This is a genomic window from Algoriphagus sp. (assembly GCF_046296635.1).
Taxonomy (GTDB): domain Bacteria; phylum Bacteroidota; class Bacteroidia; order Cytophagales; family Cyclobacteriaceae; genus Algoriphagus.
In genome coordinates this window covers 404,033-427,573 of record NZ_JBKBKZ010000001.1, presented here as the reverse complement: position 1 = coordinate 427,573, position 23,541 = coordinate 404,033, and the positions used below count along the sequence as shown (strand labels likewise).

The following is a 23,541-nucleotide window of genomic DNA, read 5'->3' as shown; positions in this document are numbered from 1 at the left end:
TTTGGTCGGTTTTTTTTTTTATCCACGGTTCGTGTTTTATTGATACTGTTTGGTATTCAGCGATTCATCATTCTTGAAAAACTGAGAAAGTTTACCAAAAGAACTTTCGAAATAGCCTTCCAACATTCTCTTGATGATGAATGTTCTGTATTCATCTTTGGAGACGATAGGAAAGTACTCATGGCTTTTGCCGTAAGACTTGTGGCTCACAAAACCTTTTCGCTCAAGAATTCTCACGATGGTGGAAACTGTGTTGTATGCCGGCTTCTGCTCTGGCATTGGGGTTAGGATATCTTTCACGAAGCCTCGCTCAATATCCCAGAGGATTTGCATGATTTCCTCTTCTGCTCTGGTTAATGGTTTCATAAGGTGTTAAGTTTTAATTCGATAGAAAATTATTCGTTTAGTTTCTTAAATCCAAAGAAAATTGAAAAATATTTTTACTATTTAGTTATGCCTTCACCTAAAAAACTGATTTTTAGGCAGATAAAATAATCCAAAACCTTATATATGAAACCTTAATCTGGATAATCTAAACTTAAATGGCTCTTAATTTAATAATTCCGGTGGCATGTAAGAGTTTTACAATCGGGTAAGTAGGATCAAACTCGTACCATTTTACAGCAAAGTTCGGTCGATTAGGAAGTTTGTGGTGATTGTTTTGGAAAAGTTCACCTAGCATCAAAACATCGAGTAATAGCGAATTTTTTGATTTGTCATTGTTATCAAAATTGGCATAGCCATATTTATGTCCACTCCAATTTACGATTGCACCATGTACAGGTCCCATCAAAAAATGAATGGGCAACAAGAAATACATCCACCAATGAGTTCCGGGTAAATCAAAAACAGAAATACTCAGGACATAAATTGCTACATAAAATAGAAGCCAAGCGACTCTTACGCCCATGTTGTCGGCAAATTTGTCAAACTTATTCCAATCCGGAATGTCCTTAGAAAAACGATCCTCTGGCTTGAGTTTGAAGCTAAAGTAATCGTTGTAAATATTTTTAGTTTTCCACATCATGGTAAAAAGATTCTCGGTATGATGTGGGCTATGCGGATCTTTTGGAGTATCAGAATAAGCATGATGCATTCTGTGAAGAATTGCATAGGCCCTAGGGGAGAGATAGGAACTCCCTTGCCATATCCAAGTAAAAAAGTAAAAAAACTTTTCCCAATACTTGTTCATCACAAACATTTGATGGGCAGCGTAACGGTGGAGAAAGAAACTTTGGCAGAACAGGGAGAAATACCAATGCAGCAGGAAGAATATTATGATGATCACTTGAGAAACTTTAAATAAATTGTGCAAATATAAGACTGAGAGGAAAACAAAATCCATAAGCTAGTATTTCTAATCTGCTTACTTGGATGATAATTAAAGGTTTTTTAATAATTTTTGAATCAATTTTCTAAATTCGATGCGATGGAAGGAACAAACACGGCAACCTCGGTTTTAATTAAAATTTTATTAGGTGGGATTTCTGTATTGATAGCGGACTTTTTATTAAGTGGGGTAAGTATAAACACTTGGACTACAGGGTTTCTTCTAGCTGCGGTAATAATCCTGATCAATTTGACATTGAAACCGATCATGGTCATCCTCACCTTACCCATAACGCTCATTACCTTCGGCTTGTTTTTACTTGTGATTAATGCTCTTGTAATTTTGATGGCGGCGTATTTCATACCAGGTTTTTCGGTAGCGAATTTCTGGTGGGCTCTTGGCTTTTCTCTTGTTCTCAGTCTGATAAACGGGGTTTTTGGTAACAGTTTAAATTGAAATTGCAATTGTCCTGTCGTTGAAGCGTTTGAATGCTTTTAGTTCACCCGACTTATTTTTCCAAAAAATCAAAGGACCAGACGATTTTTTCACTTCAACAAGCAGCAGCGATATTTCTTCTTTATGTTCTTCAATTAATTCATTTTCCCCGTAGATCTTCAATTCATCGATGATCAAGGTCACTTGAGGGTAGCAATGTTCTTCATTTGCAGCCTCTACCATGTATCGTTCTTCCTCGGGGTCGATTCCAATGATTTTTTTCTTATCAGACATTCCTATGACAATAAAGCCACCTTCAGTATTTGCTAAAGCAGAAAGCGTTTTGGCGATTTTTTCTTTTGAGGTTATCTTCTGTTTAAAATCAAGTTTCAATCCCTCGTTTTCTTTTAAAAGACCTTTAATAAATTCTTTATCAAATTTTGCTGGTTTCATTATATTGATTTACTTTCTATCCTATTAACAATTGAACATTTAAAAGATCTATTCACCCTTAAAATAACTTAAAGTTACTACTTCAATTTTTGAGCTATGCAAGTTGCAAATCCGGGTTTTGACCCAAAAAACATTGAAAATTTAAAATCTGAACTTCAAAAATCAGGAAAGATTTTCAAGATCATTCCTGATGAAGAGAATTCTGAGGAATTTGTTAATTTTTATTTTCTTGGAATGTTTGAAGGAAAGGAGGCGATTTATGATGCAGCATTATATACCCTCCGGCTTCACCACTCCAGTGAAGTATACGAATTGGCAGAACATGAAGCGGCAAAGAAGTTTCCAAACTTCAAAGGAATAAACTATGAAGAAGACGAAAATGGCAATATGAAACCACTTTCAAGCGAGGAAGAGGAAATAGGCTGGTTCATCACTGAGATAATTATGGAAATAGAGGAGGAGGAAACAGTCAAAGTTCAGGAGTTTATAGATATCGATACTCATCATGATTATGGCGTTGGTTTGGATGCGGCATTAAACGTGGACGAAATAACCGAAAAAGTAATTTCAAAATTTGTCCAAGAGTTTAATGATGATACCCTAGTTTTGGACGATACAATGTATTCCTTTCTAACCGAGGACGATGAATCCTAAGCATCGAAAATTCTAAACATACCTTTGCAACGCTGGTTAATTAATCAGCGTTTTTTTATGCTCAAAGTTGCTCATTCCCCACTATATGCTCATTCATTGCCACAGGGCCATCGGTTTCCTATGGAAAAATATGAGCTATTGCCAGAGCAGCTGGTTTACGAAGGAACTTTGACACAGGAGAATTTCTTTGAACCTGATTATTTGGATGAAAAATGGATACTTAATACCCATGACGTTGGGTATTTCAATCGGCTCAAAAATCTGGAATTATCACGATCGGAAATTCGAGCGACTGGTTTTCCTCTTTCTGCTGAATTGATTGAACGTGAAATCCAAATAGCATCAGGTTCAGTTCAGGCTGCCATGTTTGCACTTGATCATGGTATAGGGATGAATATCGCAGGTGGTACCCATCATGCATTTACGGATCGGGGAGAAGGGTTTTGTTTATTGAATGACATTGCTATCACTGCCAATTATCTTATCCAAAACCACCTCGCTAAGCGAGTTTTGGTGGTTGATTTGGATGTTCATCAGGGCAATGGAACGGCACAGATATTTAAAGATCGCACTGACGTTTTCACTTTTAGTATGCATGGAGCCAAAAACTATCCTCATCGCAAAGAAAAATCACATCTAGATATAGGACTTCCTGACGGGACAGGAGACGAAGAATATTTAGCTTATTTGAAAGATAAGCTTCCGCTGATTTTGAATAAATTTCATCCCGACTTTATCATCTACCTATGCGGGGTAGATGTCCTCGGTTCAGATCAACTTGGGAGATTAAACATGAGTCAGACAGGGGTGAAAAAGCGGGATGAATTCGTTCTTTCAAATGCTGAAAAACTTCAAATTCCGGTAATGTGTTGTATGGGTGGTGGATATTCCAAACAGATAAAAGTGATTATTGAGGCGCATGCACAAGTTTTTCGCATAGCACAAGAGCTTTACGGCTAATCAGTTAACTGATTTTAACTTTCCAGCGAGCTGTCATTTCTTGCAAAATGAATACTTTCTATATATTTGCGGCCTGTGAACCAAAACGAATTCAAAGTGAAAAGAGGATTGAAAATCTTAGGAGTACTGGCATTTGCATCGGTGCTATTTTATTCATGTGATCAGAAAAGTGCAACCACGACCCCTGTTGAGTCGGCTGGAGATGGAATTGCGGCAGTTGATTTGAAGGTAGCCTTTGTTTATACTGACTCAGTAATCAATAAATATGATTACTTCAAAAAAATGTCTGAAGAGATCACTTCGAAAGGGAAAAGATTTGATTCGGATCTTCAATCCCGAGCAAGAGGTTTTGAGCAGGAAGTGGCAACCTTCCAGCAAACGGGTGGAAACATGACTCCAAATCAGGCAAGAGCAAAGCAGGATGAATTGGTTCAGAAAGAGCAAAACTTAATGACCTATCGAAACAACCTGATGCAGGAATTATCCGCGGATGAAGCCAAAATGATGAATGATATCTATGAGCAAGTTCAGCTATACATCAAAGAATATGCTGCTGAAAATGACATTGACATCATACTGAGCTATACCCGAGGTGGTGCTATGTGGTATGCTAGTGATGCAATGGATGTTACAGCTTCGGTAGTAGAAGGATTGAACAATAAATATTCTTCAAAAACGCCAGGAGCCACCACTACAAAAGCTGATTCAACTGCGAAAAAGTAATTCTTACTCGAAGCCAAAATCTAAAACCCGGATTTATTTCGGGTTTTTTTGTGGCTTAAAATTGGGTACTTTTGCAACGCTATTGATAAAATCAACAAAATGAAAATTACAGAATTTTTAAAACACAATTACCGCCATTTCAACGCTGCGGCACTGATAGATGCGGCTGAAGGATATAAAACTCACTTGGAAGAGGGTGGTAAAATGATGGTTACCCTTGCAGGTGCTATGTCAACTGCTGAAATGGGTATTTCTCTTGCTGAAATGATCCGTCAGGACAAAATACAGATCATTTCCTGTACAGGTGCAAACCTTGAAGAGGATGTTTTTAATCTAGTAGCTCATGACTATTATGAGCGGGTACCAAATTACCGAGAGCTTACACCTGCTGACGAACAAGCGCTTCTTGAGCGTCATATGAACCGTGTTACGGATACATGTATTCCTGAGATGGAAGCGATGCGTCGGATAGAAAATGTGATTTTGGAAGAGTGGGTAAAAGCTGATCAAGCAGGAGAGGCTTATTTCCCTCATGAGTTTTTCTATAAAATTTTATTGTCCGGTAAGCTTGACGCTTCTTTTCAAATAGATCCAAAGAACAGTTGGCTACTGGAAGCAGCCAAGAAAAATCTGCCTATCATCGTTCCAGGATGGGAAGATTCAACACTTGGAAACATGTTTGCCGGTCACGTGATAGCTGGAGATGTGAAGAAAGTTCACACCGTAAGGACTGGAATTGAATACATGATGTTCCTTGCCGAGTGGTACACTCAGAATGCTACTGACGAAAGTACTATTGGATTTTTCCAAATTGGCGGGGGAATTGCAGGTGACTTCCCAATCTGTGTGGTACCGATGTTGCATCAGGACTTACAGCGGACGAATGTGCCTCTCTGGGGCTACTTCTGCCAAATATCCGATTCGACCACTTCTTATGGTTCTTATTCAGGAGCAGTTCCAAATGAAAAAATCACTTGGGGTAAGCTTGGTCAGGATACCCCAAAATTCATCGTCGAATCTGATGCAACAATCGTGGCGCCCTTGATTTTCGCCATAGTGTTGGATCAATAAATATGAAAAATAGGAAATACATCTTTTTTAAAGCAAGTGGCCTAGCGCTACTTGCTTTTTGTTTTAATCTAAGTTCCATCGCCCAAGAGCTGCGTTCACTTTCAGGTGCAAATAGCCCAAATGATGATACCAACCCTGTTTGGATTGGCAACAATACCCTACTTTTTACTCGGGCATTTCATCCTCAAAATATCGGTGGGAAATCTGATCCCGGAGATATTTGGGAAACCAGAAAGGATGAATCCGGAGTATGGGGTATAGCTACTCATCGTCCTGATTTGAGTACCGCTGGTTATGATTTGGTTTTAGGCCTAGAGGATGTATTGACTCTTTTGGTTTTACGAAAGGATGGGAACCAAACGTCTTTGAATCAATTTTCCAAGTTTGGCCAAGATTGGAATTTCTTACGAAAAGTGAATCTTTTGGGCCTTGAGACTTTTGAAGGAATAGTCACAGGAAGAGTAGCTGAAGGAGGAAAACTTTTATTTCTAGCCGGTAAAAGACCCGGTGGATTTGGAAATGAAGACATCTACATCAGTGAAAAAAAAGGAACGATTGAATGGTCAGAATTAAAGAATCTTGGTCCAGCAATAAATGGTTTTGGGCAAGAAACGGGACCTCATTTTGATCCTAAGACCAGTCAGCTTTATTTTTCCTCTAATTCACATCCTGAAGCCACCGGGAAAGATATTCTAATTGCCAAAAAACTTGGCGAAGACTGGAATAGCTGGAGTAAGCCTGAAAAATGGGAACAAATTAGCTCCAGAGGTTCAGAAGCTTCCATCACATTTATCAGCAAAGATGAGGTGGTTTGGACAAGTACTCAGAACAGCGATGGCTTTGCTGATTTGATGACTTTTTCCATCCCCGTTCCATTGATAATTCCCACTGAGTTTGTTGCCCCAGTCGTTTCTGAACCTAAAACTGAGATCGTACGAAGACCATCAAGAACTTCTCAAACAAGCCAAACCAGTACACAAACCCAAAGAATACCCTTGTCCGACTCTACCAATGTTTATCTACCTGTACAGCCAATTACTCCATTAGAAGAAGTGGCAAATGAGCCCGAGCAACCCGTTACGTGGCTGGTTATGGATGCAAAAGAAAAGGTAGAAATTCCTTACATAGTTACTTTTATTAGTGCTAGTGAAACTGTTGATTTTCAGGAATCTCAAGTGATTTCAATTTTAAAAGAAAAAGGAATCACACAAGCGAAAATTTCCGCAAAAGGTTATTTTCCAAAGCAGGTAATGGTAGACAATCTAACTTCAAACGATAGAACGGTAGTCCTCTTGACAAAAGCAGAACCGGGAAGTACTGTATTATTAGAGGATGTGAACTTCAAACGGGGAACAGCTGAATTAGAGGGGGAGTCTACAGAAGCGAGTTTGTCAAATTTGGCTGCATTTCTTAAAGAAAATCCTGAAGTGAAAATCAGAATAAACGGGCACACGGATAACGTCGGTGATCCTGGACTAAATAAGCAGCTTTCTTTGGAAAGAGCCGGAAGTGTCAGAGATTTTTTAATTAAACAAGGCGTTGATTTTGAAAGTCTCAGAATTTCAGGTTGGGGAGGTACACGTCCAGTGGCTTCCAATGCAACTGAAGCTGGAAGGGCAAAAAACAGGAGAGTAGAATTAGCTGTTGAGCAGTAAAAGAAAGGGCTTCCAAAAATTGGAAGCCCATTTAAATTCTATTCTTTCCAAGATATTAAAGAGAAAAATTTCCTCGATACTCTCGCTTCACAAATTGATTCGCTGGCTCAAAATTCGTGATTTTCATTTGTGGACCATCCCAAACTAGTTTGATGCCTCTACCAGGATAATCAAATTGATTGTTTGCCCCTTCTCTTGGTGTTCGGTAGTCGTAGCTTCTTATTGCTAGGTTCCCCATCAAAACCGATTCTGTCAATGGACCAGCCACAGAGAATGGAGAACTTAATCTCTTGAATTCTTCTGAGCCATGACCGGCTATGCAAGCTTCCACCCAATTGTTGTAGTGACCTCGGTCTCCTTCAGGTACTCGATAGATGGTTTGGGGTACGCTTACTTCTTGTGTTCGACTCGTAGGAAGAAGTTTGGGGTTTGCTCCATAAGTTGAGCACATCATTTTTCCTTTTGTTCCTTCGATGATTACACCATTTCCACCGTCACCCATCATTTCATTTGGTCCCAATTCTTCTGGTCTGGTCGGTTGAATGCCACCATCCATCCAATGGAATTCCAGATCCGGCTTCCCTGGTTGATCAAATCTCAAGGTGATGTGTGAAGAAGGAGGACAGCTTTCAGGGAAATATCCTCTGGTGAACTCACCTATATACACTGATCCAACTGAGCATTCGGCTGACTTTGGATACCCAAGTCCTAAAACCCGAAAAGGAGGTTCCATTATGTGGCAGGCCATATCTCCTAATGCTCCTGTTCCATAATCCCACCAACCTCTCCAATTGAATGGCACGAGATTGCCTACATAATCTTTATAGGGTGCGGTTCCAAGCCAAAGGTCCCAATCCAGATCAGCCGGTGGTGTGACTGGTACTTTTGGCCATTCAATACCTTGTGGCCATACAGGACGATTGGTCCAAGAATATACTTTTGTTGCCTCACCAATGACACCGGCCTTATACCATTCCACCATTTGACGGACACCATCTCCTGAGGAACCCTGATTTCCCATTTGAGTAACCACTTTGTATTTCTCAGCAGCCTCAGTAAGCATTCTTGCTTCATGAATATCGTGTGACATTGGTTTCTGCACATAGACATGTTTCCCCATTTTCATGGCCATCATAGCCTGAACAGCATGCATGTGGTCGGGAGTAGAAACAGTCACCGCATCGATATTTTTTTCTTCCTTTTCGAGCATAATTCGGAAGTCTTTATAATATTTTGCTTTGGGATGATCATCTCGGCTCTTTTTGGCTCGGGTATCATCTACATCACAAAGTGCTATCATGTCTACTTTTCCACTTCTAAACACTCCGCCCACATCACTTGCTCCCATTCCACCCACACCGATACTCGCAACTCTTAAACGATCGCTTGGAGCTACAAAGCCCTGCCCACCCAAAACATGCCTTGGCACAATGTAAAAGCCTGCTGCTGCTAAAGCAGAACTTTTGATGAAACTTCTCCTACTATTATTCTCCAAATTAGATTCCTTACTTTTCATAAATATGGTTTGTGAGTTATTGTTAAAGTCCTTCGAAAAATATCAAAAAGCGTCCAGAGTTCCTTATTGTCGTCCCTTTATTAAATGGATTTGTAAAAAAATTCGGGAATTGGCTTTAGATCTATTCTCAAGAGGAGGTTATTCTTAGTTTTGAAATTTATTTGATTACCGTAAAATAGATTTGTAAAAAATTCAAGTAAGTTTAGATAAAATCAATAACTATGAAAAAATCTCTTTGGGCTCTAATGTTTGGTGTCTTGCTGGCATTAGGAGCTTGCAAAAAATCACCAACACTTTCGGAATCGGCTATAATTCCACTTCCCCAAGAAATTAGCAATGGTTCGGGAAGCTTTACACTAAATGCAGAAATAGGAATAAAACTCGTTGGTGCCAGTAATAATTTGACAAAGATAGGGGAGCATCTGGCGGAAAAGTTAAGGCCTGCAACAGGCTTTGATTTTCCTGTTTCATTTGATGCTGGTCAAGTCATTTTAGAGTTGACGGGAGAGGAGAATTCTGAAGCTTATGAAATAATGATTTCAGAAGATGAAGTCAAGATTACTTCATCTGGGGAAGCTGGTCTTTTCTATGGCGTGCAAACACTACTTCAACTATTCCCAAGTCAAATTGCCAGTTCAACAACTCAGTCAGTTGACTGGAATATTCCAACAGGATCTATCAAGGACGCACCTTCGTTCGAGTATCGTGGCTCCATGCTCGATGTAGCAAGACACTTCATTTCAGTGGAAGATGTTAAATATTACATCGACCAAATGGCAGTGTACAAACTCAACTACTTGCACCTTCACTTAACTGATGATCAGGGATGGAGAATCGAAATCAAATCTTGGCCAAAACTTACTGAAATCGGAGGAAGTACCGAAGTCGGAGGTGGAAAAGGAGGATTTTATACCCAAGAGCAATACAAAGATATTGTAGCATATGCGGCAGAACGTTTTATCACGATTGTTCCTGAGGTTGATATGCCAGGTCATACTAATTCGGCTTTGGCTTCGTATGCGGAATTGAATCCCGGAGTGAATTTACCGAATGGTAATAGAGACTCCGTCAATAAAGCTCCTTTGGATTATGAAATGCCTATGAAAAATCCTCAGGCATCTGAGCTTTATACAGGCACTGAGGTTGGCTGGAGTACATTCTCCTCTAAACTGGAATTAACCTATGCTTTCGTGGATAGTGTAGTCAGAGAAATTTCCGCAATAACACCGGGACCATATTTTCATATCGGTGGAGACGAATCGCATGTGACTGAGAAGGAAGATTATGTTTACTTCGTGGAGCGTGTTCAGGACATTGTCTCCAAATATGGGAAAACCAGTATTGGTTGGGATGAGGTGGCTACTACTAAGTTGCTTCCCGGAAATGTTGCTCAGTTCTGGGCACTGGAAGATAACGCCAAACTTGCTAAAGATCAAGGAAATAAAGTACTCATGTCACCGGCTAAAAAAGCTTATCTGGATATGCAATATGATAGCACTAGTCGAATTGGTCTGCACTGGGCGGCTTATGTAGAATTGGACGAAGCTTACCAATGGGAACCGACCAAGTATGCCGATGGAATTACAGCGGAGCATATCCTGGGGGTGGAAGCACCACTTTGGACTGAGACAGTGACAAATAGGGCAGACATTGATTACCTTGTTTTTCCAAGGCTTGCAGCTATTGCTGAAGTTGCGTGGACCAAAGAAGATCGAAGAAGTTGGGAAAGTTTCAAATCTCGAATTCCAGATCATGGAAAAAAATGGGACATCCAAGGCGTGGGATATTATAAGTCTCCGAAAGTAAATTGGTAAGAATAAATCCTTAAATAGCCCGCGGTTAGTAATGACTTCGGGCTTTTTTTGGCTCTATTATTTTAACTTTTTGATTTTGGATAAAATGGACCTATTATCGAAGTCAATTTGCAAAACAAGCATTTTCTAGAGACAAATAGTATTCATGGGAGACATTATCATAGAATTTAGTAATTGGATTTGGGGACCGCCCATTTTGGTATTACTACTTGGAGGGGGCACGTTCTTTTTTATTCATTCGGGATTTGTGCCCATTTTGAAAATCGGACATGCCATCGGATTACTTAGAGGTAAGCATGATGTTGAAAATGCTCCCGGACAAATCTCCTCTGCTCAGGCTCTTTCTGCTGCAATTGCTGCGACTGTAGGATTAGGCAATATCTCAGGTGTAGCTATTGCAATCAACATGGGTGGGCCTGGTGCTTTGTTTTGGATGTGGGTCGCCGCCTTTGTGGGTATGGCTACCAAATACTACACCTGCAGTCTTGCCATTATGTACAGAGGAAAGGACAGTTCGGGCGAAATCCAAGGTGGTCCCATGTATGTCATTGAAGAAGGAATGGGTAAAAAATGGAAATTTTTATCGGTGATTTTCTGTGTTGCTGGGATAATTGGTTTGCTGGCCATTTTTCAGGCCAATCAGCTCACTGCGGTGATTCAGGCAGTATTGATCCAACCGGAGACTATGGAAGAAACTGTCAGAAACCGATGGTTTATTGGTTTTGGAATGATGGGATTGACCGCCATCGTCATTTTGGGGGGAATCAAAAGAATTGCCTCAGTAGCATCCAAGATGGTCCCCTTCATGGTAGGAATCTACATGATCACTGTATTGATTATCGTATTTCAATATTTGGGACAAGTTCCTGAAATGCTCAAACTCATCGTGGTGGATGCTTTTACAGGTAATGCAGTAATGGGAGGGGCAGTAGGTTCGGTGATCGTGATAGGTGCAAGAAGGGCTGCATTCTCGAATGAAGCAGGAATCGGTACTGCGCCGATGGTTCATGGTGCTTCTAAAAACAATGAACCTATAAGAGAGGGATTGATCGCAATGCTGGGTCCATTTATTGATACAATCGTAGTTTGTACGCTTACAGCACTGGTAATATTACTTACGGGTGTCTGGGAAAACTCAGAAAATGACGGTGTCCGATTAACCCTTGAAGCATTTGAAGTGGGAATTCCGATCTATGGAAAATACCTCTTGATGTTATCTGTATTAGTTTTTGCATTATCCACGATGTTCACCTACTCATATTATGGGCACAAGTGTACCAATTATCTTTTTGGAACAGGCAAAGCGAATTACTACAACTATTTCTATTTGGCGACAATTGTAGTTGGAGCTGTTGCTTCACTGGAAGTTGTAGTAAGCCTGGTAGATGGTATGTATGCTGTAATGGCATTTCCAAATATGATTGCAGCACTTTATTTAGCGCCAAAAGTAAGAGCTGCATCCAAAGATTATTTTGCTCGAATGAAGGCAAAGAAATCATGAAATTCCTGATTGCCCCCAATGCCTTCAAAGGAACGATGTCGGCCGAGGAAGCTGCATTGATTATAGCAGAGAAAATTGGGCAGCAATCCGATTCCCAATACATCATTCAACCTGTAGCTGATGGGGGAGACGGGACCTGCGGTTTATTGATTGATTCGTTGGGTCTTGAAAAAATTCAAGTCTTAACGCTGAATGCAATTGGGCAGCCGATAATGGCGTATTTCGGATGGGATGCAGGTAATAAAAAGGCCTTTTTGGATGTGTCTACTGCTTCTGGATTAGGAGTTCTTGAGTCATGTCAAAAAGATCCCAATTCGGCATCAACTTTTGGGACTGGATTACTGATCAAAAAAGCGATTGAGCTTGGAGCAAATGAAATTATTATCGGGCTCGGAGGAAGTGCCACTGTGGATATGGGAACTGGCATTCTGAGCGCATTGGGTATTTTATTTTTGGATGAAAATGGCCGAGAGATCCCTGTTTTTTCACCCAAATTTTTACAAAAAATACAACACATTCAGAAGTCTCCTGAAATTCCCCAAGCCCATTTTACATGTCTTTGTGATGTCAGGAATCCCTTTTTGGGTGAAATTGGTGCGGTCAATGTTTTTGGTCCTCAAAAAGGATTGCCAAGTAATCAGGTTGATATTTTTGAAAATGATTGTGAAAGAGTACTTAAACTTTTGATCAAAAAATCCAAAAAAGAATGGAAAGATCTACCCGGGTATGGGGCTGCGGGTGGAATAGCAATGGGTTTGCAATTTTTTTTCCCATCAGAAATTAAATTTGGTGCTGACTATTTTTTGGACCTTGTGGGCATTAAGGAGAAAATTAAAACAGTCGATTGGATAGTTACGGGTGAAGGACAGTATGATGCTCAAAGTGACCAAGGCAAGGCGAGCTTTGCACTTTTGCAATTGGCAAAATCAATGGGTAAAAAAATCGCTTTGATTACTTCGGGATCGGGAGGTAGGAATGCCGGATTCGATGCTGTTTTGGAACTTCCAAAGTTAGATTTTTCAAGAAATGATTTTAAGGAAAAAGCCCGTCAGAATTTAGACAGGCTTTTACAGGATGCTTTTTCAGAAAGAAATTTTTCTTAAACCCTCCGGTAATCCCCTTGCCAATTCTTCACTTGGAGTTTTATCGCTTTTTGGCTTAGTTTTTCTTTGATCGCTTTTTCCATCAATTCCAATAATTCCTCATCGCCGGCAAAACGTAATGCGATGATTTGTCCAAGCTTTAATTGATTTTCTTTTGGGTAAAAGGATAATCCTGTTAGATGAAAGTAGCGTTGACGCATCTCCATAAGGATTATTCTGTTTTGAGCTTTGAGTGCATAAATCCTCGCCAATAATGGCAAAAGAACTATAATGATCGCTCCCAATAGCATGTAAATACTAGCAGATGTACTTTCTGAAGTACTGAAATCAGATCTATAAACGGCCAAACCTAGGTAGATTAATGTCAGAGGTGTAACAATAAAATGATGGAACGGATAGTACTGAGTGTGATTCTGATAGTTTTGAGTTTTCATTTTTTTGGTTTTGGGCAAAAAAAAGGAGGCAAAGCCTCCTTAAATGTAGTATTAAGAATCAATGATCAGTTTTCTTTTTCTTACTGAATGTACTTCTCGCATCGATTGCTGAAAGTCCTGCACCAAGACCTATGAGAATGCACACAATCAAAATAAACAATTGGGCACCAGGCATAATGGGGGAACTGAATATATCTAATAGGATCATTTTTCTATGTTTTTGAATTAAATCGATTTACGAAGATAAAGCCATAGGATGGTTTTGCAAAAGTAAATTGGATCAAGATGAAGAAAAAGTGAACTTATAAGTCTATATCGTCTTCAAAGTCATCTTCGGTGATTTCTTCGGTGTCATCGAAATCATCCTCTTCTTCTCCAAAATCTACAATATTATCGTCAATGAACTCAGTTTCTTCATCAAGATCATATTCATCTTCAAAATCGTCTTCGAATTCCTCTTCTTCTTCAAAATCGTCAATTTCCTCAAAATCTTCGTCTAAATCCTTCATAGCAATTTTTAAGTGGTTTAAAGGTTAATCGCTACGAAATAAGACAAAATTTTAATTACAGCAATACTGATAACTGTAATTTTTTTTCAGGAAGAATATAAAGTTCAGATTCATGTTCACTTAGCCATTTTTCCCTGAGAATTTTAGCCCAAGTTTCCATGTATAAAATGACATCTTCCCTCGAATTTTTGTTGATTTTATCTCTTTTATCCGATGCAATTCGTGATAAAATTTCCTTATCTGAAAGTCGTTCCAAATTTGCTAAATCGTCTAAAGACAATCCAAAATCAAGCATTTTTGAAATCATCAAGTCAATCGGATATCCACTGTTTGGACAATAATCCAGTATCTGTTCGTTCCAATCCCCATGCTTTTGCATGGCATATTGATGAATTTCTGCCTTACTAAAATGAGTGAGTTCCTGCGCAAGATTGCCACAATTACAGGCACCCATATGTCCCCATTGATAAGCCACACCATTGGACAGTTTAGCTACAGTTTTTTCAATTGCTTCAATTAACCTTGGATTCGCCTTTGCCATAATTATTGATTTTTAATATAACCAATTTTGACAAGGTAGGTTTGGAAAAATGCAGTCTAAAAAAATTTAAATTAGATTCGATCAATTAAAAATCAACTTGATGGATTTTTTAATTAGAGGTTTGGACAAATATTCTTTGACCAACTCGTACTGACTAGCTTTTGTGATGTCTCTTTGGTCAACTGAACTACTTAAAATATAAATTTGAGCATCGTTGTTCTCAGGATGAAAGCGATCTAAGAAATCCCAACCATTCATTTCAGGCATGTTGAGATCCAAAAAGAGGTAATTGGGACGTATTCCTGCAATTTCTTTAAGAGCGGTTTTGGCACTTTGATACTTGTAGAACTTACAAGGCTCCTTGACATTCTTGGAGATCAATTTTTCAGTCACGAATGTGCTGATTGGATCATCATCTATGAGAACTATTGTGAGCATTGAAGTGCAAAAATTTGATTTTGAAATACATAATTTACCATGCAAAATTACATTCATTTTCTATACTAACAAATTCTTTGCCATAAAATCTGTAACTTTTCAAAGAAATTTTGCATTATTTTTGAATTTCTCCTTTCCAGTCAAAAGTTCGAAAAACAAAATGAAATCGGAAGCGAGGCTGTAAAGTGGATATTGAAAGGTTGCTGGTTTGTTTTTTTCGAAGAAAAAATGTCCTACCCATGCGAATCCATATCCAACAAAAGGAATTGCTACTAGCCATAAATAGTTTCCGGTGTAGATTCCAATCCCAAGTATGACAAAGAGAAGTCCTGTTCCGATAAAATGAAGGCGACGACATGTAGGGTTCTGATGCTCCTGCAGGTAGTAAGGATAGAATTCTTTTAGTGTTTTATATTTCTTCTCCATTCTAATTTTGGGTTTTATTGTTTTGGAAAACAAATGATTTTAAAACGGAATTTAAGGTTTTTTCTACTTTTTTCTGTTTGTATTTTGGGTTACTTACTTCTGTTACTCCCGTTAAGGTCATTAGGAATTTATCCTTGCTAGGGTCAATAAAGTCTACGATAACTTGGAGGAGCTCATAATTATTGGTGGATACTCTATTGTTCTGGTAGGGGTTGAAGAACCAAGGATTGTAAACACGATAGCCCCAAAATGGGTAAGGGTTTGCATTATTAACAACTTCCCGCTGTCGTAAATCTTCATTAGAATAATATCGAATTACTAGGTCAGGTTGCTTGGTATCGTAAATCATCCCATTACTTTCAAGTGTTTCCTGGATTTGAATCTGCACCAATTCATCCATGAATTGCGAAGAAAATCCTCGCATTCCGACTTCCTTGTTGATGATAACAAAAGATTTATATGGTCGGACAATAGGCATTTCAGTATTTTCCTTGAAGACTTCTATTGACTTGCATGAAGTAAAAAATGCAAGTATCAATGCGAGACTGAAAATATGGATTACCCACTTCATTATTTAGAATTTTTTTACTTTGGAAACGATCAAGACGGTTGAAAGTTAGTTTTTCTTCTTAAACGAAAAAACACAATTCTTTATTCCAAATCTTTCCTCAATAATCCTTGGGTTTACTATTTTTGCCAAACGGATTTTCATGAGTAGACCTGATTTTGACGATATTTTTATGGAATTGGCAGTGAATCTTGCCAAGCGTTCCCATTGTATAAAAAAGCATGTCGGTGCAGTTCTGACTAAAGAAACTAGAATAATATCCATAGGATATAATGGTCCGCCAGCTGGAACTCATAATTGTGATGTGGAATTTCCAGAGCATGGATGTGCTCGCGATAGTAAGGGAAGCTGTTCACTGGCGCTCCATGCGGAGCAAAATGCAATTTTATATGCAGTGAAGAACAATACCGCAGTGGATGGTTCCACACTTTATGTAACACTAGCGCCTTGTCTTCCCTGTGCAAGAATAATTTTTTCCATGGGAATTTCTAAAGTGGTGTACCTCTTTTCTTATGCAGAGTATAAAGGGATCGGTACTGACGAAGGTGTGGATTTTCTAAAAAAATTCGGGGTGGAAGTAGAGCGTTATACCAAAACACTGGAGGTCTCTGATCAGCTTATTTAGATGAAATAGGGCTATTAAAATCAAATTTTAATCAAATGAAATTGACTTCAGGCTGAAGTTCGATTCCGAATTTTTCTCTGACTGAATGCCGGACTTGATCTGACAGTTCGATGATATCAGTACCTTGCCCTTCGCCATAATTGACCAAAACCAAGGCCTGTTTGGCATGAACACCTACTTCGCCAATTCTTTTTCCCTTCCAGCCTGTTTGTTCAATCAGCCACCCAGCAGGGACTTTGACACCGTTTTCAACTGGATATCCAGGGATGTCCGGGAATATTGACCTCAGTTCAGAATATTGATCCGTTCCAATTGTAGGGTTTTTGAAAAATGAACCAGCATTTCCAATTTCTTTAGGATCAGGTAATTTTGAACTACGAATGGCGATTACTGCATTGCTTATATCTCGAATGCTAAGTTGGTTCACTCCCTTTTCTTTCAAAATATCCTGAATGGCGCCATACTCGACTTTGTATGCTGGTGTCTTGCTTAGTTTAAAAACCACTGAACAGATCACATATTGATTCTTGAATTTGTGTTTGAAAACGCTTTCCCTATAACCGAATTCACAAGCATTTCCTGAGAATGTTTCAATAGTAAAAGTAGACCGATTCAATGCTTCAAGACTTTCAAAAACTTCTTTGAGTTCAACTCCATATGCTCCAATATTTTGCATAGGGGATGCTCCGACGGTTCCGGGAATGAGCGAAAGGTTCTCCAAGCCAGCCCAATTTTTTTCAATCGCATAGAGTACCAAGTCATGCCAGATTTCACCTGCACCGACTTTTATCCAAACATGCTCTTCATCTTCCTTGAGTAGTGCAATTCCTTTTATTTCAATTTTGATAACCAGACCCTCATAATCTCCAGTCAGTAAAATGTTGCTACCTCCACCCAAGATCAATACCTGTTGATTTTTTTCCTTAGCCCAAATCAAAGCTTCCATTAAGACATGAATGTTGTCTGCGACTATAAAAAACCGTGCGTTTTTAGCAATACCAAATGTGTTAAGTGACTTTAAGGAAATGTTTTCTTGTATATTCATGTACTTGGTCTTGTCCTGCGAAATAAGCAAGATTTTGATCCAATGTGAAACCAAACCACTAATCTTCCTTAGCATTTAATGAAAGAAGTTATTATTAATGGTGTCCGGATCAGCCCAGGTCAATCTGTTAACATCGAATTACCGATTGCAAAGCTCCCTACACATACACTGATAGACCTCCCAATTTTTATTCGATCAGCGGCAGTGGAAGGGCCTGTAGTTCTGATAAGTGGGGGAATTCATGGAGATGAAATCAACGGAATATTTGCTGCAAAGAAAATTCTGGAAGAAATTGATTCTAAATTAAAACTCCTCAAAGGGACACTAATCATCATGCCATTAGTCAATATATATGGCTTTTTATCCAACAGCCGGACTTTCCCTGATGGACGAGATCTGAATCGAAGTTTTCCGGGAAGTAAAATAGGCTCCCTTGCATCCAGAATCGCTTTTATTCTTCAGGATCAAATCATCCCCCAGATAGATTATGGTATAGATTTTCATACCGGTGGAAGAATGCTTTCCAATCAGCCTCAAATCAGAGTTGATTTCAAGGATAAAGTGGCTTTTGAATTAGCAAAGGCATTTGGGACTCATTTTGTAGTAAATTCTAAACATATCGAAAAGTCCTTTCGGAAAACTGCTTTTAATGCAGGGAAACACCTTTTGGTATATGAGGGGGGTGAAAGTATGCGTTTGGATTATTTTGCAATTGAAGAGGGTATTCTAGGGACGAAACGCTTGCTTCATCATCTGGAAATGATCGATTCTCCCCAACCTATCCAATCGACCTTGGTGCTAAAAGCCAGTGAATGGACACGGGGAAGAGCGGCGGGGATTTTTTATTCTTCCGTAAAACTTGGGGAGTCAATAAAGAAAGGTCAAATCGTAGCCCAGATTTCAGATCCTTATGGCCAAGTCATCGTACCGGTCAAAGCAAATACCAACGGCTTCGTAATCGGGCTAAATAATAAACCTGTTGTTAATGTCGGTGATGCATTGGTTCATATCGGAAGAGAATAAATATTATTCTGATTAACTTTTAGAATCCGGTCGGTGTCTAGTAAAGCAAAAAAGCACCGATCTCGCGGTGCTTTTTCTATTTGAACTAGAATTGATTAACTGAAATAGTTTTTCAGTCCATCTAATCTGGAGACTAATTCAGCCTCAACTTTTCGATAGTCTTTTGGATTTGAGAGAGGAGCACTTACTGAGAAATAGTACTTGATTTTTGGTTCGGTACCTGAAGGCCTTGCTGAAATCTTGCTACCGTCAGAAAGGTAAAACTGCATCACGTTGGACTTGTCCATATCAAGTGGTTCAACTTTTCCTGATTTCACATGTGTGATGGTGGAGTTTTTCACATCGATGATCCGCTCTACAGCTATCCCGTTCATTTCTGTAGGAGGATTGGTACGGAAACCATTCATAAGCGCCTGAATCTGCTCGGCACCGTCTTTTCCTTTTTTGGTCACGGAAATCAAGGTTTCTTTATAAAAACCGAATTTGGTATAGATTTCCGCCAAAATATCAATGACGTTTTTACCTTGGACTTTGTAGTAAGCAATCAATTCAGCAAAAATTGCCGCTGCACTTATAGCGTCCTTATCTCTCACAAAATCTCCGATGAGATAGCCATAAGATTCCTCTCCGCCTCCAATGAAGGTTTGCTTCCCTTCAAGTCTGAGAATGACAGCTGCGATATTTTTAAATCCTGTCAATACATTGAAGCATTTCACCCCAAATCCAGTCGCAATCTCATTGATCAATTCGGTGGTCACGATCGTATTGACCATGAATTGATTTCCATCGAGTTTTCCGGCTTCTTTCCATTTGCTGAGCAAATAATAAGTCAACATGGCTCCGGACTGATTTCCATTCAGCAATTCAAATTCCCCCTGTTCATTTGGGACAACAGCAGCAAATCGATCCCCATCCGGATCACAAGCCAATACCAATTCAGCATTTACTTTTTTACCCAACTCGATTGACATATCCAGCGCCTCGGCTTCTTCTGGGTTGGGATAGATCACTGTGGGGAAATTACCGTCGGGTTCGGCTTGTTCTTTGACGACATGGACGTTTTCAAATCCATAAGCTTTTAATGCGTCAGGAACCAATGTCCCGGCGGCTCCATGAATAGGGGAGAAGACGATTGGCATATTTTTATGTGCCTGAATTGCATCAGGTGAAAGTGTAAGGCTCTTTACCAATTTCATGTAAATCGCATCAAAATCCTCCTCGATGTATTCGAAAAGCGAATCATTTTTATTCCAATTCACTTGGTCAAAAGAAGTAATCTTTTGCACTTCATTGATGATGTTGGTATCATGAGGTGCTACCACCTGTCCACCATCTTCCCAATATGCCTTGTATCCATTATACTCCTTTGGGTTGTGGGAAGCGGTGACCATTACGCCACTTTTGCATCCAAAGTGCCTTATTGCGAAGGAGAGCATCGGGGTGGGGCGCATATCTCTGAAGTAGAATACCTTGATACCATTAGCAGTGAAAACATTAGCTGTGGTCATGGCAAACAGGGTATTATTAATCCGACAATCATGGGTAATGGCGACTTTGATTTGCTCACCCGGAAAGGATTTGAGCAGGTAATTTGCCAATCCTTGAGTCGCCATACCAATGGTATAGACGTTCATGCGATTGGAGCCCACACCCATGAGGCCTCTCAAGCCGCCAGTTCCAAATTCCAATTCCCGATAGAAGGAATCGATTAATTCGGTGGGATTGTCCAATATAAGTTTTTTGATTGATGCTTTGGTTTCAGCATCTACGTTTCCATCCAGCCAGCTTTGCGCTTTGCTGAGAATTGCAGGGTCGATTGAACTCATTTTTATAAAAATTTCAGTATGGTTCTAAGTTAGATAAAATGTCAAAAAATGCCAGTGAAATATGAAAAATGATCAAGTTCGATTTAGTAGAATTGAAGTCGAGTTTTTTATTTCTAGAGATTTTTAAAGTGTAGGATTAAGGCTACTTTAGGATTCTAAAAGTATATGCTGAAAATTATGCACCTTCGGATCTTGGTAATTAAGAGTTTGTTCCTTTGGTTTTTAGGAATGAATTTAATTTCAAATTTTGATATAAAATTAATTTCACTTTCGGTTTTTGACTTAACAGGAAATCCAACTTTAGATAGAATATCCGTTAGGGAATCCAATTATGAATTACAAGTATCAGTAGGGGATAAAATTTTCGTGTTTGGCAAAGCCAAAGGTACATTGGACAAAATAAAAGTGGGAATGAATGTGCTGCATTTTGCCCAAGTTGCTGAGATTGAAGGTAATTTTAATAGATTTTCTAAAGTTAGTTGGAAAAAGCTTAAAGATGGATCTATTCAAATTTTCTCCTCCTATGAACCCTGGCCTCATAGTTTATACTGGACGGTTTATGCAGATGGGCAATTGAAAATGGAGGCATCTGGACCTCCGGAGAATTTTAAAAATGTTAGGTGGCTAGGTTTGGGGTTTGATTATCCTGAACAAATGTTGAATCAAGTATCTTGGAAATCAGCATCGTCAGATTTTGGCCAATGGAAAAATTCAAATTTTGTTCCGATGGCTAATCCAGAAATAGAATTTAAAATTGCGAATCAGGGATTTTTTCAACCCATCCAATCTGTAAAACTTGAATTTGAAACGGTAACGCTAGATGTGAGTACAGAAACCTCCGGAGTTTTCCTAAGCCTGGGAGAAGATCAAAATCAGAATTTGCTCCTTCCTAAATTGAAAACTGATTTAGCCTTTTTCTTCAACCAACCTATTCAGAATTCTGAACTGCTACCTCAAACCCCATCAGCCACTTCACCTAGTAGACAAATTTCGGCAGTAAATCCTCTTGTTCTTTGGTTCCTTTTTCAATAAGTTTAATCACACCTTTCCTCTCAACTATGCGATACCTTTTTATCCTGGCAGTTTTTGGCTTCTGCTTTGAAGTGAATGCCCAAACGATACTAATGACTCCTTGGACAGAACAGGTTGATCCTAATAATCCGCATCCGGAATATCCGGAACCACAACTTGTAAGAAAGTCTTGGCAAAGTCTGAATGGACCTTGGGATTTTGCCATTTTGCCTAAAGGGAGTAGTCCCGAATCTGGATTTGCCGGTAAAATACTTGTGCCTTTTCCTGTGGAATCTTATTTGTCCGGAGTTCAGAAAACTGTTGGACCAGAAAATGAGCTCTGGTACGAAAAGAGTTTTGATCTCAAATTAAATCAAAAAGGAAAGCGAATCATCCTGAAGTTCGGTGCGGTAGATTGGGAGGCTGAAGTCTGGATTAATGGTAAGAGAGTAGGTTCGCATCAGGGTGGATTTGACTCATTTAGTTTTGATATCACTGATTATTTAGAAAAAGGAACGACTCAAAAAATACGCGTAAGAGTCTGGGACCCCAGTGATGCCGGGCCGCAACCTCGAGGAAAGCAAGTAAAAGATCCCAAAGGAATCTGGTACACCCCAGTGACCGGAATCTGGCAAAGTGTATTTATGCTAGAGGTACCATCAGCTCATATTTCTTCTACCTATTCCATGACAGATTGGGAGAATTCGATGCAGGTTTTCTACCCTGAAGTCACCAATCCAAAAGCTGGTCAAGAGGTGGAAGTGAGTCTTTCCGATAAGGGGACTATTGTCGCCAGTTTTAAAGGACAACCGAATAAGCCACTTCCTGTCAACTTGAAAAGCCCAAAAACCTGGTCACCTGACGAACCATTTTTATATGATGTTTCAATCAGAATTCTTGAGGGAAAAAAGGTCATAGACCAAGTGTCTTCCTATGCTGCTTTTCGTGATATCAGGATGGGAACAGACGAAAATGGCTATCAACGAATGTTTCTCAATGGAAAGGCACTGTTTCAGTATGGTCCCTTGGATCAAGGCTGGTGGCCTGATGGCCTCTACACAGCACCCACCGATGAGGCATTGCTTTTTGATATTGAAAAAACCAAAGAAATGGGCTTCAATATGATTCGAAAACACGTCAAAGTCGAGCCGTCACGTTGGTATCACCATGCTGATCGATTAGGGATACTTGTCTGGCAGGATATGCCAAGTGGAGACATGGGTAACCGTTGGGAAATCCGTCCTGGTGTACTTCGAGAAGGAATGTATAAGAATCGAACACCTGAATCAGAAGAAATATTCAAAAGAGAATGGAAAGAAATTATTAATGAATTTCGATTTTTCCCTTCAATTGTAGCTTGGGTCCCCTTTAATGAAGCATGGGGGCAGTTTAAAACCACTGAAATCACCGATATGACCAGAGACTTGGATCCAAGTCGATTGATCAACTCGGCAAGTGGTGGGAATTTTGAAATGATAGGTACTAAAGTAGTAGGGGATATCATGGATCTTCACAACTACCCAGATCCTGTTATGCCAGATCCTCAGGTTTTTGGAGAAAAAAATATCCTGGTACTAGGCGAATATGGCGGATTGGGATTGGCACTAGATGGACACACTTGGCAGCAGAAAGACAATTGGGGTTATCAAAGCTTCTCTACTCAGGAAGAGCTGAAGGCTCGATATATGATTCTTTTAGAAGACATGGCCAAATTAATTTCGAATGGATTGGCAGCAGCTGTTTATACACAAACCACTGATGTGGAAGTAGAAACTAACGGTTTGATGAGTTATGACCGTAAAGTGATAAAAATCGCTGTGGAAGAGCTAAGAAAAGCCCATGAGAAGCTTTACAAATAACTCCCATAAATCACAGGAGAA

General features: G+C 39.4%; 26 protein-coding genes. 13 read left to right on the top strand and 13 right to left on the bottom strand.

All coding sequences use genetic code 11. From position 1 onward, the window contains the following. Positions 1 to 36: 36 nt before the first annotated feature. A complete protein-coding gene (locus ACK4HU_RS01965; RefSeq protein WP_409803153.1) occupies positions 37 to 366 on the bottom strand; it encodes a BlaI/MecI/CopY family transcriptional regulator in 330 nt (109 codons plus the stop codon). Positions 367 to 538: 172 nt separating this feature from the next. Next, the gene (locus tag ACK4HU_RS01960; RefSeq protein WP_409803201.1) at positions 539 to 1,246 is read right to left on the bottom strand and encodes an acyl-CoA desaturase; all 708 of its coding nucleotides are present in this window, start codon (positions 1,244 to 1,246) and stop codon (positions 539 to 541) included. A 183-nt stretch (positions 1,247 to 1,429) separates the two neighbouring features. Between ACK4HU_RS01960 and ACK4HU_RS01955 the strand changes: the two genes are divergently transcribed. After that, the gene (locus tag ACK4HU_RS01955; RefSeq protein ID WP_409803152.1) at positions 1,430 to 1,786 is read left to right on the top strand and encodes a phage holin family protein; all 357 of its coding nucleotides are present in this window, start codon (positions 1,430 to 1,432) and stop codon (positions 1,784 to 1,786) included. On the opposite strand, the gene ACK4HU_RS01950 is transcribed toward ACK4HU_RS01955, so the two are convergent. After that, complete coding sequence (locus tag ACK4HU_RS01950; protein ID WP_409803151.1) at positions 1,778 to 2,218, bottom strand: helix-turn-helix domain-containing protein; 441 nt, start codon at positions 2,216 to 2,218, stop codon at positions 1,778 to 1,780. The two genes, ACK4HU_RS01955 and ACK4HU_RS01950, sit on opposite strands and share 9 nt — an antisense overlap. A 96-nt stretch (positions 2,219 to 2,314) precedes the next feature. Between ACK4HU_RS01950 and ACK4HU_RS01945 the strand changes: the two genes are divergently transcribed. The 5 genes from ACK4HU_RS01945 to ACK4HU_RS01925 all read left to right on the top strand — a co-directional run bounded on the left by ACK4HU_RS01945 (position 2,315) and on the right by ACK4HU_RS01925 (position 7,281). Continuing rightward, positions 2,315 to 2,872 carry a hypothetical protein gene (locus ACK4HU_RS01945; protein WP_409803150.1) on the top strand — a complete coding sequence of 186 codons (558 nt, stop codon included), beginning with the start codon at positions 2,315 to 2,317 and terminating at the stop codon, positions 2,870 to 2,872. A gap of 57 nt (positions 2,873 to 2,929) precedes the next feature. Then, positions 2,930 to 3,832: a histone deacetylase gene (locus ACK4HU_RS01940; RefSeq protein WP_409803149.1), complete on the top strand. Its 903-nt coding sequence runs from the start codon at positions 2,930 to 2,932 to the stop codon at positions 3,830 to 3,832. A 75-nt stretch (positions 3,833 to 3,907) separates the two neighbouring features. Then, the gene (locus ACK4HU_RS01935) at positions 3,908 to 4,555 is read left to right on the top strand and encodes an OmpH family outer membrane protein (protein WP_409803148.1); all 648 of its coding nucleotides are present in this window, start codon (positions 3,908 to 3,910) and stop codon (positions 4,553 to 4,555) included. 99 nt (positions 4,556 to 4,654) lie between these two features. After that, positions 4,655 to 5,626: a deoxyhypusine synthase family protein gene (locus ACK4HU_RS01930; protein WP_409803147.1), complete on the top strand. Its 972-nt coding sequence runs from the start codon at positions 4,655 to 4,657 to the stop codon at positions 5,624 to 5,626. 2 nt (positions 5,627 to 5,628) lie between these two features. Next, positions 5,629 to 7,281 carry an OmpA family protein gene (locus ACK4HU_RS01925; RefSeq protein ID WP_409803146.1) on the top strand — a complete coding sequence of 551 codons (1,653 nt, stop codon included), beginning with the start codon at positions 5,629 to 5,631 and terminating at the stop codon, positions 7,279 to 7,281. A 55-nt stretch (positions 7,282 to 7,336) separates the two neighbouring features. Here the strand turns inward: ACK4HU_RS01925 and ACK4HU_RS01920 are convergent, their stop codons facing one another. Next, the gene (locus tag ACK4HU_RS01920; RefSeq protein WP_409803145.1) at positions 7,337 to 8,797 is read right to left on the bottom strand and encodes a Gfo/Idh/MocA family protein; all 1,461 of its coding nucleotides are present in this window, start codon (positions 8,795 to 8,797) and stop codon (positions 7,337 to 7,339) included. A 221-nt stretch (positions 8,798 to 9,018) separates the two neighbouring features. On the opposite strand from ACK4HU_RS01920, the gene ACK4HU_RS01915 reads away from it, so the two are divergent. From ACK4HU_RS01915 to ACK4HU_RS01905, 3 genes are all read left to right on the top strand, one after another. Further along, complete coding sequence (locus ACK4HU_RS01915) at positions 9,019 to 10,611, top strand: beta-N-acetylhexosaminidase (RefSeq protein WP_409803144.1); 1,593 nt, start codon at positions 9,019 to 9,021, stop codon at positions 10,609 to 10,611. A 145-nt stretch (positions 10,612 to 10,756) separates the two neighbouring features. After that, entirely contained in the window at positions 10,757 to 12,112 is a 1,356-nt protein-coding gene (locus ACK4HU_RS01910; RefSeq protein WP_409803143.1) for an alanine/glycine:cation symporter family protein, read from the top strand. Then, a complete protein-coding gene (locus ACK4HU_RS01905; RefSeq protein WP_409803142.1) occupies positions 12,109 to 13,215 on the top strand; it encodes a glycerate kinase in 1,107 nt (368 codons plus the stop codon). Before ACK4HU_RS01910 ends, ACK4HU_RS01905 begins: the two co-directional genes overlap by 4 nt. Here ACK4HU_RS01905 and ACK4HU_RS01900 read toward each other — a convergent pair. From ACK4HU_RS01900 to ACK4HU_RS01870, 7 genes are all read right to left on the bottom strand, one after another. After that, complete coding sequence (locus ACK4HU_RS01900; RefSeq protein WP_409803141.1) at positions 13,212 to 13,649, bottom strand: DUF6526 family protein; 438 nt, start codon at positions 13,647 to 13,649, stop codon at positions 13,212 to 13,214. The two genes, ACK4HU_RS01905 and ACK4HU_RS01900, sit on opposite strands and share 4 nt — an antisense overlap. Positions 13,650 to 13,707: 58 nt before the next feature. Next, positions 13,708 to 13,857, bottom strand: coding sequence for a hypothetical protein (locus tag ACK4HU_RS01895; RefSeq protein ID WP_409803140.1), 150 nt, complete (start codon positions 13,855 to 13,857; stop codon positions 13,708 to 13,710). A 94-nt stretch (positions 13,858 to 13,951) separates the two neighbouring features. Further along, positions 13,952 to 14,158, bottom strand: coding sequence for a hypothetical protein (locus ACK4HU_RS01890; protein ID WP_409803139.1), 207 nt, complete (start codon positions 14,156 to 14,158; stop codon positions 13,952 to 13,954). Positions 14,159 to 14,213: 55 nt separating this feature from the next. Next, positions 14,214 to 14,699, bottom strand: coding sequence for a hypothetical protein (locus tag ACK4HU_RS01885; protein ID WP_409803138.1), 486 nt, complete (start codon positions 14,697 to 14,699; stop codon positions 14,214 to 14,216). A gap of 81 nt (positions 14,700 to 14,780) precedes the next feature. Further along, entirely contained in the window at positions 14,781 to 15,137 is a 357-nt protein-coding gene (locus tag ACK4HU_RS01880) for a response regulator (RefSeq protein WP_409803137.1), read from the bottom strand. A 99-nt stretch (positions 15,138 to 15,236) separates the two neighbouring features. Next, positions 15,237 to 15,563, bottom strand: a complete 327-nt coding sequence (locus tag ACK4HU_RS01875; protein ID WP_409803136.1) for an Mpo1-like protein — start codon at positions 15,561 to 15,563, stop codon at positions 15,237 to 15,239. A 1-nt stretch (position 15,564) separates the two neighbouring features. Next, positions 15,565 to 16,134, bottom strand: a complete 570-nt coding sequence (locus tag ACK4HU_RS01870; protein ID WP_409803135.1) for a DUF4136 domain-containing protein — start codon at positions 16,132 to 16,134, stop codon at positions 15,565 to 15,567. 139 nt (positions 16,135 to 16,273) lie between these two features. Here ACK4HU_RS01870 and ACK4HU_RS01865 point away from each other — a divergent pair, with 139 nt between their 5' ends. Further along, positions 16,274 to 16,756 carry a deoxycytidylate deaminase gene (locus ACK4HU_RS01865; protein ID WP_409803134.1) on the top strand — a complete coding sequence of 161 codons (483 nt, stop codon included), beginning with the start codon at positions 16,274 to 16,276 and terminating at the stop codon, positions 16,754 to 16,756. A gap of 31 nt (positions 16,757 to 16,787) precedes the next feature. Here ACK4HU_RS01865 and murB read toward each other — a convergent pair whose 3' ends face one another. Further along, positions 16,788 to 17,876 carry a UDP-N-acetylmuramate dehydrogenase gene (gene murB / locus ACK4HU_RS01860; RefSeq protein ID WP_409803133.1) on the bottom strand — a complete coding sequence of 363 codons (1,089 nt, stop codon included), beginning with the start codon at positions 17,874 to 17,876 and terminating at the stop codon, positions 16,788 to 16,790. A gap of 3 nt (positions 17,877 to 17,879) precedes the next feature. Between murB and ACK4HU_RS01855 the strand changes: the two genes are divergently transcribed. After that, complete coding sequence (locus ACK4HU_RS01855; protein ID WP_409803132.1) at positions 17,880 to 18,824, top strand: succinylglutamate desuccinylase/aspartoacylase family protein; 945 nt, start codon at positions 17,880 to 17,882, stop codon at positions 18,822 to 18,824. Between the two features lie 95 nt (positions 18,825 to 18,919). Here ACK4HU_RS01855 and ACK4HU_RS01850 read toward each other — a convergent pair whose 3' ends face one another. After that, positions 18,920 to 20,650, bottom strand: a complete 1,731-nt coding sequence (locus ACK4HU_RS01850) for a phospho-sugar mutase (protein WP_409803131.1) — start codon at positions 20,648 to 20,650, stop codon at positions 18,920 to 18,922. 177 nt (positions 20,651 to 20,827) lie between these two features. Here ACK4HU_RS01850 and ACK4HU_RS01845 point away from each other — a divergent pair, with 177 nt between their 5' ends. Next, positions 20,828 to 21,682 (top strand): hypothetical protein, encoded by an 855-nt coding sequence (locus ACK4HU_RS01845; protein WP_409803130.1) that lies wholly within the window; start codon positions 20,828 to 20,830, stop codon positions 21,680 to 21,682. A 26-nt stretch (positions 21,683 to 21,708) separates the two neighbouring features. Then, a complete protein-coding gene (locus ACK4HU_RS01840) occupies positions 21,709 to 23,520 on the top strand; it encodes a glycoside hydrolase family 2 protein (protein ID WP_409803129.1) in 1,812 nt (603 codons plus the stop codon). Positions 23,521 to 23,541: the final 21 nt, after the last annotated feature.